Source organism: uncultured Thiohalocapsa sp. (assembly GCF_913063425.1).
Taxonomy (GTDB): Bacteria; Pseudomonadota; Gammaproteobacteria; order Chromatiales; family Chromatiaceae; genus Thiohalocapsa.
In genome coordinates this window covers 1-13,249 of record NZ_CAJXYK010000056.1, presented here as the reverse complement: position 1 = coordinate 13,249, position 13,249 = coordinate 1, and the positions used below count along the sequence as shown (strand labels likewise).

General features: G+C 70.2%; 13 protein-coding genes and 1 other RNA gene. 5 read left to right on the top strand and 9 right to left on the bottom strand.

Going from position 1 to position 13,249, the window contains the following annotated elements; all coding sequences use genetic code 11:
• Window positions 1–5 precede the first annotated feature (5 nt).
• Complete coding sequence (locus QZ607_RS22145) at window positions 6–743, bottom strand: alpha/beta hydrolase (protein WP_295887316.1); 738 nt, start codon at window positions 741–743, stop codon at window positions 6–8.
• 312 nt (window positions 744–1,055) lie between these two features.
• Window positions 1,056–1,583 (bottom strand): ferritin, encoded by a 528-nt coding sequence (locus QZ607_RS22140; protein ID WP_295887314.1) that lies wholly within the window; start codon window positions 1,581–1,583, stop codon window positions 1,056–1,058.
• Between the two features lie 271 nt (window positions 1,584–1,854).
• Between QZ607_RS22140 and QZ607_RS22135 the strand changes: the two genes are divergently transcribed.
• The 4 genes from QZ607_RS22135 (at window position 1,855) to rlmKL (ending at window position 6,969) form a co-directional block, all read left to right on the top strand.
• The gene (locus tag QZ607_RS22135) at window positions 1,855–2,160 is read left to right on the top strand and encodes a YebG family protein (protein ID WP_295887311.1); all 306 of its coding nucleotides are present in this window, start codon (window positions 1,855–1,857) and stop codon (window positions 2,158–2,160) included.
• Window positions 2,161–2,244: 84 nt separating this feature from the next.
• Complete coding sequence (locus QZ607_RS22130) at window positions 2,245–3,693, top strand: NAD(P)H-binding protein (RefSeq protein WP_295887308.1); 1,449 nt, start codon at window positions 2,245–2,247, stop codon at window positions 3,691–3,693.
• 103 nt (window positions 3,694–3,796) lie between these two features.
• Complete coding sequence (locus tag QZ607_RS22125; RefSeq protein WP_295887306.1) at window positions 3,797–4,717, top strand: LysR substrate-binding domain-containing protein; 921 nt, start codon at window positions 3,797–3,799, stop codon at window positions 4,715–4,717.
• Entirely contained in the window at window positions 4,714–6,969 is a 2,256-nt protein-coding gene (gene rlmKL, locus QZ607_RS22120; RefSeq protein ID WP_295887302.1) for a bifunctional 23S rRNA (guanine(2069)-N(7))-methyltransferase RlmK/23S rRNA (guanine(2445)-N(2))-methyltransferase RlmL, read from the top strand. The genes QZ607_RS22125 and rlmKL overlap by 4 nt, the downstream gene beginning before the upstream one ends.
• Here the strand turns inward: rlmKL and QZ607_RS22115 are convergent.
• The 3 genes from QZ607_RS22115 to QZ607_RS22105 all read right to left on the bottom strand — a co-directional run bounded on the left by QZ607_RS22115 (window position 6,966) and on the right by QZ607_RS22105 (window position 9,873).
• Window positions 6,966–8,405, bottom strand: coding sequence for a hypothetical protein (locus QZ607_RS22115; RefSeq protein WP_295887299.1), 1,440 nt, complete (start codon window positions 8,403–8,405; stop codon window positions 6,966–6,968). The two genes, rlmKL and QZ607_RS22115, sit on opposite strands and share 4 nt — an antisense overlap.
• Before the next feature lie 116 nt (window positions 8,406–8,521).
• Complete coding sequence (locus tag QZ607_RS22110; RefSeq protein ID WP_295887296.1) at window positions 8,522–9,109, bottom strand: SRPBCC family protein; 588 nt, start codon at window positions 9,107–9,109, stop codon at window positions 8,522–8,524.
• A gap of 2 nt (window positions 9,110–9,111) precedes the next feature.
• Window positions 9,112–9,873, bottom strand: a complete 762-nt coding sequence (locus tag QZ607_RS22105) for an SDR family oxidoreductase (RefSeq protein WP_295887294.1) — start codon at window positions 9,871–9,873, stop codon at window positions 9,112–9,114.
• A gap of 840 nt (window positions 9,874–10,713) precedes the next feature.
• Here QZ607_RS22105 and ssrA point away from each other — a divergent pair.
• Window positions 10,714–11,075, top strand: a transfer-messenger RNA (tmRNA) gene (gene ssrA / locus QZ607_RS22100).
• Window positions 11,076–11,263: 188 nt separating this feature from the next.
• Here the strand turns inward: ssrA and QZ607_RS22095 are convergent.
• From QZ607_RS22095 to QZ607_RS22080, 4 genes are all read right to left on the bottom strand, one after another.
• Window positions 11,264–11,500: a helicase-related protein gene (locus QZ607_RS22095; protein WP_367268240.1), complete on the bottom strand. Its 237-nt coding sequence runs from the start codon at window positions 11,498–11,500 to the stop codon at window positions 11,264–11,266.
• Between the two features lie 88 nt (window positions 11,501–11,588).
• Window positions 11,589–11,840, bottom strand: coding sequence for a type II toxin-antitoxin system RelE/ParE family toxin (locus tag QZ607_RS22090; protein WP_295887359.1), 252 nt, complete (start codon window positions 11,838–11,840; stop codon window positions 11,589–11,591).
• Between the two features lie 53 nt (window positions 11,841–11,893).
• A complete protein-coding gene (locus QZ607_RS22085; RefSeq protein WP_295887293.1) occupies window positions 11,894–12,175 on the bottom strand; it encodes a type II toxin-antitoxin system prevent-host-death family antitoxin in 282 nt (93 codons plus the stop codon).
• Between the two features lie 658 nt (window positions 12,176–12,833).
• Window positions 12,834–13,187, bottom strand: coding sequence for a hypothetical protein (locus tag QZ607_RS22080; RefSeq protein WP_295887292.1), 354 nt, complete (start codon window positions 13,185–13,187; stop codon window positions 12,834–12,836).
• Window positions 13,188–13,249 lie beyond the last annotated feature (62 nt).

The window sequence follows — 13,249 nt, the reverse complement described above, 5'->3', positions numbered from 1 at the left end:
CGCGCTCAGCTCTCGTCGCAGGCGGGCACGGGCCCGGAGCAGTCGCCGCCGCGCCGGCAGAAGTCGAAACAAGTCACCAGCCGGCCCTCGAAAGTGGCGTCCACACTGAGATCCGAGCCGCCGTTGCTCACGTCGAAGCCGGGCTGGGTCACCGGCGACTGACCCACCACCTGGATGACATCGGCGGGGTATTGGATATCGAGCGTCACGCGCATGGGATAGTAACCGTCCAGAAACCGGCGCATGTAGGGGCCGTTGCGCAGGCGGTAGTGGCCGTCGCCGAGGTCGCGCAGGGCCTGACTCTCGGCGCGGATGCAGAGCACGGCATCACGGCCGACGTCTTCCAGCTGTACGCTGTGGCCCTCCACCCAGGCGCGGCCGATGTTGCGGCTGGACTCGATGGAGAGGTCCCGGATGCCGCCGGCCCGGAACAGGATCTGCGCCGCCGGTACGGCGTCCAGATTCTCATGGCACTGCTCCAGGGCGACCCAGCCGCCGTCCAGGCTGTCTTCGGTGATGCGGATGCGGTTCAGGTGGGCATGCTCGCCGTCGGTGTCGGCGGCGCTCAGGAAGCGCAGCTCGCCGTCGCTGACGGCTGCGACCTGCTCCATGAGATCGGGCTCATTGGCCCAGTCGGGCCAGTCGTCGTCGGTACCGGCATAGACCGCCACGGCGGCGGCCCACAGCAGCAGGAGCGGCAAGGTCGCGGCGCGCCGCGGCAAGGACGTGGATGGCTTGACCATGATTCCCCCCGGTTAGGAATGGACGGTTGACTCGCTGCGGCGCCCGAAGGCGCCTGTATCTGACTCTGCCGCAATGCTGTCTGCGCAGGTCGGGCCGCGCGCCCGGGCCGATGGCGCCGGGCGGCGTCAGCGGCCCTTGCGCTTCGGACAGCTCTTACAGCGCTTGTCCTTCTTGTATTTCTCGCAGCACTTGTCTTTCTTCTTGCTCATACAGAGACCTGCGCTCCTCGACGCAATGGACGGCCAAGCCCGGCGGTTACCCCATGCGGCCCACCGACGCCCACTGTGACAGTCCCCTTGGATGCCCCGCCCTCAGGCCCCGGCCTCCGGCGCCTGCGCCTGCCCCATGGTCTTGGCCGCGGTGCCCAGCTCATTGTCGATCATGAGCAGGCCCTGACCCTTGTCGCCGAAGAGCTGGAGTCGGCCGATGATGTCGTTCACCGTGGCCTCTTCCTCGATCTGCTCCGTCACGAACCACTGCAGAAAGATGTTCGTCGCGTGATCCTTCTCCGACAGGGCGAGGTCCACCAGGTCGTTGATGGCCGCCGTCACCTCGCGCTCGTGCGTGAGGGTCCCCTCGAACATCGCCATAACGCCGTCCGGGCTCACCGGCGGCGCGTCCACCGCCGCCAGCTCCACCTGCGCGTCCTGGTCCAGCAGGTAGCGGTACATCTTGAGGGCGTGTGTCATCTCCTCGGCGTGCTTGGCCATGAACCACGCCGCGGTGCCCTTGAGGTTCACCCGCTCGGCGTGGGCGGACAGGGACAGGTACAGATAGGCGGAGTACAGCTCGCGGTTGATCTGCTGGTTCATCCGCATGCGCATGGTGTCGGAGATCATGGCAACAGCTCCGTGACGGTGAGGCGATGGGGGTCGGCGGTGGAGGCTTCGGCAGCCGCATGCGGTGGGGCGTGCGGTGCGGCGTGCGGTGGGCTGGACGGCGGCTCGCCACCTCCCCCGGTGAAAGGTTGACAGTATCATGACCTATTTCAACCCATGATCGATCCCAGAATCCCCCACCTCCGCGGCCTCGTTATACTGCCCCCGCCCCGGCAGGCAGCGCCGGCGGCAGCATCCGGCCCCCATCCGCCGCCCCTGCACGGACCCCGCCATGATCGAGATCGAGTACATCGTCAAAGACCGCAACGGAGTCGAGAGATTGCGCACCGCCGACAAGAAGGCCGCCGACGCCTACGACAAGGTGCTGGAGAACGCCGACCGCCTCGGCCAGTTGCTGCGCGATGACGGCGTGCTGCCGCAGCTGCCGGACGCGGACCTCGAAGAGCTCACCATCTACCTGGCGCGCAACGCGAAGCAGGTGGAGCGCATCCTCCGGGGCAAGGCGCCGGAGCCGCGCGACGAAGCGGCGCCGGCAGAAGCCGGCGGCGAGGTCACGCCGCTCAAGGCCACGGGCTGAGGCCGGGGGCCGCCGTAACGGTCGGCACTCGGTCGGCACTCGGTCGGCATCGGGACCACGGACCGCAAAGCCGCGCAGCGCACCTTGAGCACCGAGAGCCAACGGCAGCCCGCCGGCACCGACCGCCCGCTGCGCGTCGCCGTCGCCGGCGCCAGCGGCTTCATCGGCGCCGCGCTGGCACCGGTGCTCGCGCAGCAGCACGAAGTGCTGGCGCTGACGCGCTCGCCGGCCCGGGCCGCCGCGCCATCTGCGGTGCCGGGACTGCGCTGGCGCCACTGCGACCTGTTCTCCGCACCGGACCTGACGGCGGCGCTGGCGGGCATCGACGTCGCCGTCTATCTGGTGCATTCCCTCGCCCCCTCGTCGCGGCTGACCCAGGCGCGCCCACGGGACATGGACCTGGTGCTGGCGGACAACTTCGCCCGCGCCGCCGCCGCCAACGGGCTGCGCCAGATCCTTTACGTGAGCGGCGTCATGCCCCAGAGCTTTCGCTTCTCGCCACTGCTGTGGAGCCGGCGTGAGGTGGAGCTGGTGCTCGCCGCCCACGGCACGCCGGTGACGGCGCTGCGGGCAAGCCTGGTGGTGGGGCCCGGCGGCACCGCGCCGGACCTGCTGCTGGACCTGGTGCGCCGGCTGCCGGTGCTCGCCCTGCCGCCCTCGGCGCGCTCCACCACCCGCCCCATCGCCGTGCAGGACCTGGTGCGGGCCATCCTGCACTGTCTCGGCCGGCCGGCGTCCTTCACCGGCCCCTTCGACATCGGCGGCGCCGAGGTGCTGAGCTACGAGCAGATGCTGCGCGAGACCGCCCGCGTCCTCGGCCGCCGGCGCGTGTTCCTGCGCGTGCCCTTCCTGCCCAACGCCCTGGCCGCGGCCACCGCGCGGCTGGTGAGCCGGGCGCCGCCGCAGCTGGTGGGGGCCGTGGTGGAGAGCCTGCCGCAGGACACGGTGATGCAGGACAATCCGTTGCAGCGCGCCATCGAGCCCGACGCCATGGGCTTCACGGCAGCCCTGCGCGCGAGCCTGGACCCCGCCACCGGGCGCCTCAAGCCGAACCCCCGGGAGACCATCCGGGAGCAGGACAGCCACCTGATGCGCGAGCAGTCCCTGGTGCGGTCCATCCAGCGCGTGCTGCTGCCGCCGGGGCAGGATGCGGCCTGGGTCGCCGGCAACTACTTCCGCTGGCTCGGTGAATGCTGCTGGCCCCTGGTGCGCAGCCGGGTGGATGCCGACCGGAACGTCGAGGTGCGCCTGCGCCTGCTGCCCATCAAGCTGCTCGCGCTGCGCCATCAGCCCGCCGCCAGCACGCCCGAGCGCCAGGTGTATGCCATCGTCGGCGGCCTGCTCGCACGGCAGAGCGCCGCCGGGCGCCCGCGGTTCGAGTTCCACACCCTCCTCGACGGGCGCTACACCATGACCGCCATCCACGACTATGCGCCGTCCCTGCCCTGGTATCTCTACATCCTGAGTCAGGCCGCGGCGCACCTGCTGGTGATGCGCCGCTACCAGCGCCGCCTGGCGCGGCTCGCCCGCTGAGGCCAGTCGCCCCAGAGCGCGCCGTACAAAACCCGCCGCGCAGGGATTGGTTTAACATCCCTGTGGTCTCAGCGCAGAGGACACACAGCGGCAGCGCCAGTCAATGAACCTACGGGACATCAAGTACATCCTCGCCGTGGCGGAGACCCGGCATTTCGGCAAGGCGGCGGAGCGCTGCTTCGTGAGCCAGCCCACGCTCTCCGGGCAGATCAAGAAGCTGGAGGACCAGCTGGGGGTGGTGATCTTCGAGCGCACCAACCGCTCGGTGGAGGTCACGCCCATCGGCGAGCAGATCCTGGAGCATGCGCGGCTCCTGGTGGAGCAGGCGGACGCCATCGAGCAGGTGGCCCGCGCATACCAGGACCCGCTGGCGGGCCCGCTGCGCGTGGGCGCCATCCCGACCCTGAGCCCCTATCTGATGCCCCTGGTGCTGGTGCCGCTCAAGCGCCGCTGTCCGCAATTGCAGCTGGTGCTGTTCGAGGAGACCACGGACGCGCTGCTGCGCCGCCTGGAGCGGCATGAGCTGGACGCGGCGCTGCTGGCCACGCCGACGCCCAACCCCGATCTCACCAGCATTCCGCTGTTCGACGAGCCCTTCTGGCTCGCCCATCCGCGCAAGCATCCGCTCTACGACAAGGACGACATCACCCAGGCAGATCTGGAGTCCATCGACCTGCTGCTGCTCTCGGAAGGGCACTGCCTGAGCCACCAGGTCATGGAGGTGTGCAAGCTCGCGGACCGCCCGCGCACCGGCGAGATGGCGGACCTGCGTGCGGCGAGCCTGGAGACCCTGCTGCAGCTGGTTGGCGCCGGCTTCGGCTGCACCCTGGTGCCGGCGCTGGCCATCCGCGGCAGTTGGATGACCGACAGCGGCATCATCGCCCGCGGGCTCGACCTGCCGGACGCCAAGCGCCGCATTTCGCTGGTGTTCCGCCGCACCTTCCCGCGGCGGGCGGCACTTGAGACCTTCGCCGAGGTGACCCTGAGCCAGCTGCCGAACACCGTGAAGGTGGTCAACCAGTGAGCTCCGGCGCAGGGGGCAGCGCCACGGCAGCCGCCGCGCCGGCGCTGAGTCAGTTCTTCGCCACCGCCGCCCGCAACCTCGAAACCCTGCTGGCGGAGGAGCTGCGCGGTCTCGGCATCGCCTCCGCCCAGGAGACCCGCGCCGGCGTGCGCTTCTCGGGCAGCCTCGCGGATGCCTACCGTGTGCTGTTGTGGTCGCGCGTGGCGAGCCGGGTGCTGCTGCCGCTGGCGGGCTTCGACGCGCCGGACGCCGACAGCCTCTACGCCCGGGTGCGGGAGATCCACTGGCCGGACCACCTGGCACCGGGCCGCACCCTGGCGGTGCACCTGGACGCGGTACGCTCGGGCATCGACAACAGCCACTTCGGGGCGCTCAGGGTCAAGGACGCCATCGTGGACCAGTTCCGCGACCTGGGCCTGGCGCGCCCCAACGTGGACACCGCCCGCCCCGACCTCGGCATCCGCTGCCAGGTGTTCCGCGACCGGGCCAGCCTGTCCCTGGACCTCGCCGGTGCCCCCCTGCACCGCCGCGGCTGGCGCGTGCAGGAGGTCGCCGCACCGCTCAAGGAGCACCTCGCCGCCGCCGTGCTGCTGCGCGCCGGCTGGCCGGACATCGCCGCCGCCGGCGGTGGGCTGCTGGACCCCCTGTGCGGTGCCGGCACCCTGCCCATCGAGGCCGCGCTCATGGCCGCCGACATCGCCCCCGGCCTGCTGCGCAGCGAGCTCGGTGTGCACTGGGGCTGCCTCGGCTGGGCCGGCCACGACGCGGCGGCCTGGGCGGACCTGCTGGCGGAGGCCCGCGCGCGCCGCGTGGCGGGACTGACCGCGCTCGGCCGCCGCCGGCTCCACATCCGCGGCTCGGACCAGGACCCGCAGGCGGTGCGCGCGGCGCAGGCCAACGCCGAGCGCGCCGGGCTCGGCGGGCATCTGCGCTTCGAGCGCCGCGCCCTGGGCGACTGCGCGCCGGCGCCGGACGAGCCCCCGGGGCTCCTGGTCACCAACCCGCCCTATGGCGAGCGCCTCGGCGCCCAGTCCGAGCTGCCGGCGCTGTACGCGACCCTGGGGGCCGTACTGCGGGAGCGCTTCGACGGCTGGCGTGCCGCGGTGCTCACCGGCAACCCGGACCTGGGCAAGGGCATGGGCCTGCGTGCGGCGCGCTTCCACACCCTCTACAACGGCCCCATCGAGTGCCGGCTGCTGCATTTCCGCGTGAGCGCCGAGGCGCATGTCTCGGACCGTCCGCGCCCCCTGCCCGCCGCCGAGCGCGGCCCGGGGGCGGAGATGCTCGCCAACCGGCTGCGCAAGAACCAGAAGGCGCTCGCCAAGTGGCTGCGGGCGGAGGGCATCGGCTGCTGGCGCCTGTACGATGCGGACCTGCCGGAGTACGCGCTGGCCATCGATGTCTACGCCTCCGCCGAGCCCGACACGCCCGACCGCCGCTTCGTGCACGTGCAGGAATACGCGCCGCCGGCAAACGTCGACCCCAAGGCCGCGCGCCGCCGGCTGCGCGAGGCCATGGGCGTCATCGCCGACGTGCTCGGGGTGCCGGAGCAAGACCTCTTCTTCAAGGTCCGTCAGCGCCAGCGCGGCGCGGCCCAGTACGAGCGGCAGGGGCAGACGGGTCAGTTCCACGTGGTGGCGGAGGACGGGCTCAAGCTGCTGGTGAACTTCGCGGATTATCTGGACACCGGCCTGTTCCTGGACCACCGCGACACGCGCCGGCTGGTGCGCGAGCGCTCGCGCGACCGACACGTGCTGAACCTGTTCTGCTACACGGCGAGCGCGAGCGTCCATGCGGCGGCCGGCGGCGCCCGCTCCACCACCGGCGTGGACCTGTCGCGCACCTACATGGACTGGGCTCGGCGCAACCTGGCTCTGAACGGCTTCACCGGCCGCGACCACCAGCTGATCCAGGCGGACTGCCTCACCTGGCTCGCCAACGCACGCGCCTACCGCGGGCGCTTCGGGCTCATCTTCCTGGACCCGCCCACCTTCTCAAGCTCCAAGCGCATGCAGGGGACCTTCGACGTGCAGCGCGACCACGTGCATCTGATCCGCGCCGCTGTCGCCCTGCTCGCCCCCGACGGCGAGCTCATCTTCTCCACCAACCGGCGCCGCTTTCGGCTCGACAGCGATGCCCTGGCGCAGCACGGTGAGCTTCAGATCGAGGACATCAGCGACGCCACCATCCCCCGCGACTTCCGCCGCAACCCCCACATCCACCGCTGCTGGCGGCTGCGCAGACCGGGTTAAGGCGTCGCCGGCACCGAGGGCGCCGTGCGCTCGGGCAGGGCCACCTCGATGAAGGTCGTCACCGGCTCCCCCGCCGCGGGCAGCAGCGGGTCCCCGGCGCGGCGGAAGCAGCAGCGGCCGTGCCCCGTGATGCCGTACTCGGTCCAGGTGCCGTCCGGGAAGAAGGCGCAGTCGCCGACGCTCGCCCCCTCCAGGCGGTAGTAGAGCGCGCCCATGACCCAGAAGTCCGCCGCCGAGGGCTGCTTGTAGCCGAGCGCCGTGCGGTAGATGGGATGGGTATGGAACACGGGAATCGGCACATAGCGCGCGGACAGATGCGCATACAACAGCACGTCGGAAATCACCCCGGACACGGCGCCGCGGGTCAGGAAGCAGCCGACGCGGTCCTCGACACTGTCGTAGATCAGGTCCAGCGACATCTCGCAGCGTGAGAGGCGCTGCAGCGCAAGCGCCGCCTCCGGCGTGGCGCAACCGGGGATGGAGCAGGCATCGCTGTCGTTGTTGCGCGCGGCGAGGCGCTCCACCCGCGCCTCCCGCCAACCCGCGAGCAGGGCATCCGGCCGTGCCGCGTCCAGCAGCCGGCAATCGCGCCACAGTCTGGGGTCCGGGCGGTAACAGTCCCGCGCCGCCGTGGACATCCCATTCCAGAGCTCCGCGGCGAACTTCGGATTGGCCTGGTAGACCTGCGCGGCATCGCGCCGGCCGAGCCGCCGGGCGGCGGCAAGCATGGACAGGGACATGGGCCAGAGCCGCGGCAGCGCCGGCTCCGCATCCGCCGGCACGGCCCCGCGCCGGCTGACGCTGCCCTGGGCAGCGGGCCCCTGCACCTCCAGCGCCGGCCCCAGGATGAAGCGCCGGCGCTGCGCCTGCGCCGGGGCATCCGGGGCGCAGCCGGGGTCGTCCCGCCAGTCCGCGAACAGATCGCGCAGGGTGCGGTTGCCGAGGCGCTCGACGGCCTCCCCCACCGGCAGCCAGCAAGGCTGGCCCTCGGCGGTCTCGGGGCCCAGGATCACGGCCTGGTGCTCGCAGAAGACCACCAGCACGGTGCAGTCGAACTGCTGATACGGGCCCTCGCGATAGCGCTCGGCGACGCGGAAGTCCGCCAGCGGCGGCGGCTCGGGGATGGCCTCCTCCGCCAGCTCGCGGCGGGCGTCCTCGCGCACGTCCAGCCGTCCGGGCACCAGGCCGAAGGTGAGCGTGCCGCGGCGCAGGCCCTGCACCGGCGAGAGGCCGCAGCGGTATTCACGGGTGCGCAGCAGCAGCAGCTTGTCTGCCTGCGGGTCGATGCACAGCACCTGCACCGTCTGCGGCGTGAAGCCGGCGCGGTCGAGCAGCGCCGTCAGCCCATGCCAGACGGTGGCCTTGAGCAGCCAGCGCAGCCATTGCACGAGGCGCACGCGGCGTGGCAGCGGTGGTTGCGGTTGCGTGGGCTCCATGATGGGCTGATCTGCTCCGGTCGGCGCACGGTGCCGCCCCGTGCAGACCGGAGTGTAAGCCAGTGCCGACGGGCGACCAAGACGCGTTGCCCGGCGGCCCGGCTGCCGGCACCGCCTCAGGAGCGCGCCCGGGCCAGTCGCTCCAGGTTGCGCAGCAGCCGGCGCAGCTCCCGCTCCAGGCCCTGCTTCACCAGCGCAGTCCCCACCAGCGGCGGCACCGTGAAGGCCGGCGTCAGCTCGGCGCGGTAGGACACCCGCACGCCGTCCGGCCGTGGCGACAGGCGCCATTCGGTGCGGCCCGCGCGGAAATCGCTCTGCGCCGGTACGATGACCGCCAGCAGCCGCTGCGGGTCCTCCCGAACGTCCTCAACGCGCTTCAGCTCCCGGCAGAAGAGCTCCCGGATGCAGGCCCGCAGCAGGGTGGTGACCCGGGCGTCATAGGGCGCCGGCGCCGCCCGCACGCTGCTCTGCCGGATGGACGGATTCAGCGCCGTCAGATTGGCGTAATCCGTGAGCGTGGCACGCACCGCCGCTGCAGGCGCGGCAATCTCCATGTCCGCGCGCAGCCGGTAGCGGCCGTCCTCGTGGTGTACATCGAGCGACAGCAGGGATTCGGCGGGGAGCGGCGCGGCGGCGAGGGCGAGCAGCGGCAACAGCGCGATGGCGACCCACCACCGGCGGCGTCGAAGTGTGATTGCGCGCATGCTCAGACCTCGCTCAGGCCGCCGTCCACCACATACTCGGAGCCGGTGACGAAGGACGCGAGCCCGGAGAGCAGGAACAGCGCCACCTGGGCCGCCTCGGCCGGCGTGCCGAAGCGCCCGAGTGGTACACGGGCGCGCACGGACTCGGCGATGGCGGCGGCGGCCGCCTCCGGCATGCCGGAGCGCGCGTAGAAATCCGTCTTAATCGGCCCCGGACTCACCGCGTTCACGCGGATACCCCGGGGCGCGAGCTCCGCCGCCAGCACCCGCACCAGGGAGCGCAGCGCGCCTTTGCTCGCCGCATAGGCGGCCGCCCCCGGCAGGCCGCTGTCGCGGGCGACGGAGGTGTTGAGCACCAGGGCGCCGCCGTCCACCAGCAGCGGCGCCAGCGCCCGGGCCTGGAGCATCGGCCCGCGCACGTTGACGGCAAACTGGCGGTCGATGGCCTCGGTGGTGAGCGCCGGCAGCGGCTCGAAGCTCGCGGTGCCCGCGTTCAGAAAGGCACCGTCAAGGCCGCCGAGGCCCTCGCGCACCGCCGCCGCCAGCTGCTCCGCCGCCGCCGGGTCCCCCGCATCGTTGCGTCGCGAGGTGACACCGGGGCAGTCCGCCTCCAGCGCCGCCAGCCGCTCGGCGGAGGTGCCGGTCACCAGCACACGGGCGCCGGCATCGTACAGCAGCTCAGCCGCGGCACGGCCGATGCCGCTGCTGCCGCCGGTCACCAGAAAGCGCTTGCCGGCAAAGTCGAGCCCCAGTGCATTGCTCACGCTGCATCACCCATCGCAATCAACCCGTCATCGCTACATGGGCCCGCAAGCGGCCACCAGAAGCCCCCCATCCAGTCCAACGCCCACATCCACCGCACCGGCCCCAGCTCCGCGGCAGCTCTTTTTTGACGCCCGTACACTTGTTTTGCGGGGACAGTACACTGGTTTCCCAGGCCGTTGTTCGGGGACAGTACACTGATTTCCCGGGCCAAAAAGGGGAGGCATACCTGAGCCATCCACAGATTCCCGCGCCGAGAAGCAGTGGCCTGCTGCCAGCTTTCGACGCGTAATCCGCGGCAGAGTCGCAGCTGCCTCGCCGCCGCGCGGCTGAGCGGAATCGCCGGCCCTTCAGCCGACTCACCGCCGACGCGGCTCAATGCCGCGTCGACGGCCTCTGGACCGGCACGGGGCCGCATGCACAACCGCCCGTCCAGGGCCGCATGGGCCAACGCCCGGCTCCGGCGCCGCAGCTCGCGCGCCGGGGGCATCGAGCCCCCGGCGCGCGACGCCGGCTGAAAGCCGGCGCCCCCAGTCCTGCCCGCGCGCTCTCCAGGCCGAAGGCGCGGGGATGCCCCAGGGACCGTATCCTCATTGTCTGGTCCGTTGAACCCCAACAGCATCTTGGAAAACGTTATGGGGGACAGTACACGCAACCTTTTTTTGGGGGGAACTTTTTGGGGGGACAGTATCCTCAACCCCCGCAGCATGCTGCGCCGCAGCCCGACCCGACTGGACCGCCGCGAACGCTCCCGCCGACCCACCCGGACCTTGCGTCCCGAGCCATCCACCCCCAATTGCCATGGAACCCGCAGGGCGATAGACTGTCCGATCCTGCGAACAGGGGGCGACTTGGCTTCGACGTGGGTCGCAAAACCCGAGGTGCATGCCGAGGTGCGGGATACCTCGTAAAACCATCCGCAAATCAATAGTTGCCAACGACGACAACTACGCCCTCGCTGCTTAATCCCAGCGGGCCTCACACCGTCACTTGCCTGTGGGCGGCGGATTCGTGGGGTAACCTTACACAGGATCGCGATGACGGGGGCCCGGACCTGATTCGCTAAAACCCCAAATTCGGGATCGCCGACCAATCGCCCTGTCCCTCGGGCGGTGGAAGGTTAAACACAATAGAGCGGACTAAGCATGTAGTACCGACGGCGGAGGGCTCGCGGACGCGGGTTCGATTCCCGCCGCCTCCACCAACAAGAAAACGCCGCGGCCGTCTTTACAGACGACCGCGGCGTTTTTTCGTTGATGAACCGAAGATTGCACCGTTCGACGGCGAGCGATTTTGCCGGCGGAAAGCGTTGCGAACATGCATGACGGCGCGGGGACGACGCCCATCGACCTTGCGGTGCGGCAGCGCACGCCTGCAGAGACGAAGCGCGCTCTACCAGGCATCGAGCAACATGCGATAAGCCACATTGCCGTTCAGGACCTGAAACAAGCGCTGCTCCGCCCCCTTGTCGTAACGCATGTTGTAGAAGGGGATGCGCTTCGCCAGGGTGCCACGCTGCACCCTCCCCTTGCGTTGCTCCAGCACGGTCGGATTCCACGGGAGGTCCAGGTTGATCAGGCTGCCCAGGCGTTGCAGGTTCAGGCCGGTGCTCGCCGCGTTCGTGCCGATCAGGGGATGCGCGTGGCCCGGTATTGCTCCAAGCGCATGCCGGCCGGCTGGTCGTCACCGGGTGGGGTCATCGTCCTATCCATCGAGGTCAAAGGTGGTCTGCCGGCGTCATGCGCGCGTGGAGCACGCGCACGATCTCGATCGTGTCGGCAGGAGCGCCAACCGCGCGAAAGTAGATGACGTGGCGCTGCTGCGGACAGCTCTGGAGCCCTTCGGCGAGGTCCGTCCGGGGTTTCCAGAGCGCAGGGTTGTTGCAGAGCCATGCGAAACGGACCACCAGGTCGTCCACGTAGCGGTCCGCCGGATCAATGCCCCATTGCGCGACGCTATAGAGCCAGATCTAGACCCAGATCTCGGCAAGGTCCACCTCCGCGCGGGCGGAAAGCCGGTAGATCATTCCTTACCGAGTCGCTCGCGGCCGGCGGCCTTGATCCGCTCGGCGAGCTTGGGCAAGGCTTCAGGCGCGTAATCGGTGTAGGCACCGCGCTCTAAATCGGCCAGCCCCGCGTCGATCTCGGCGCGGAGCTGGCGGAGCTTGATGTCGTTCAGCTCGTCGTACTCCTCCTTGGAGAGTACGACCGCCACCGGGCGGCCATGGCACTCAATGGTGACGGGCTCGCGCCGCGCGGTGTCCAAATGCTGGCCGAACCGGCCCTTGGCGTCGTGGAAGGACATGTTCTGCACGCGGGCTCTCGGGGATTGGGGTGATCGGGCCAAACTAGGCCAACCCCGCCCGGTTCGCAAGGAGCTGTCGCCATGCTCGGCCACCTGGCCGAAGTCGTGCAGGGCGGTCGCGGTCGGGGGCGTCGATGCCGGGTTCGGCGTAGGCAGCGCCGTTGTCGGCCGGGTTGCTGCCGTCCAGGCTTTAGAGCAGCTTGCTCCCGGGCGGCACCACCTGGACCTTGAGCACCTGATGGCCTGCCGTCGGCGACGGCATGAAGGCGTAGTCGAGACAGCAGGCCTTGTCTTTTGGGGCGAACATCTCCTTGAGCTTGCCCTCGATGCGCTCGTCGCGGTCCGCGTTGGAGCAGACGTTGACCTAGCTGTTGATCTGCGCATTGAGGTTTCTGTGACGCTGAAACAGATAGCGCCCGGACTTGGTTTGCTGGATGTACCAGCAGGTGTCGTAGAGGCGCTTCAGGGCGTCGCGCATACCCTGGATGCTTTCGCCCGGGGCGAGCAGGTATTACGCCAGCTCGGGCTCGGTGGGGCCGCGGGGGTTGACCTCGGCCCGGGATGCCGAGAACAGCCAGCGGACGCAGCGCGTCGCGAGGCCGTCGGTGTCGTCATCCAGACTCTCGGCGTGGGACGTGCCGCTGTTGGCGATCTCCGTCTACAAGGCATCGCGCAGGGACTTCTTGACCTCGATGAAGCGGCTCGCGACGTTGGCGTCGTTCAGGTCCGCGGTCTCCAGGGAGCGCATCTGCTCCTGAAGGGCATGGTCCGTCACTGCAACGACCCGAAGAAAACCGGCACTGGACAGGGCCTGCTCCACGGTCGGATCACCGGCAAGCCACTCTGCGCAAACGCCCGGCGGCAGCAGCACGGACTTGACGTAGGTCCCAAGCAGATCCAGCCGTCCTTGTCGATGGAGGACGACCGCAACGGTGGTATCCGGGTTCCCGCGAACAGCTCGGCGACCTTCTGCGAGGCGCGGATGCGCCGCCAGGCACAAGGCCTGCTTCATCGGCGAGCTTGAAGGCCAGGCCGAACCGGATACAGGATCAGGTCGCCGTTCGACCCCCGGCT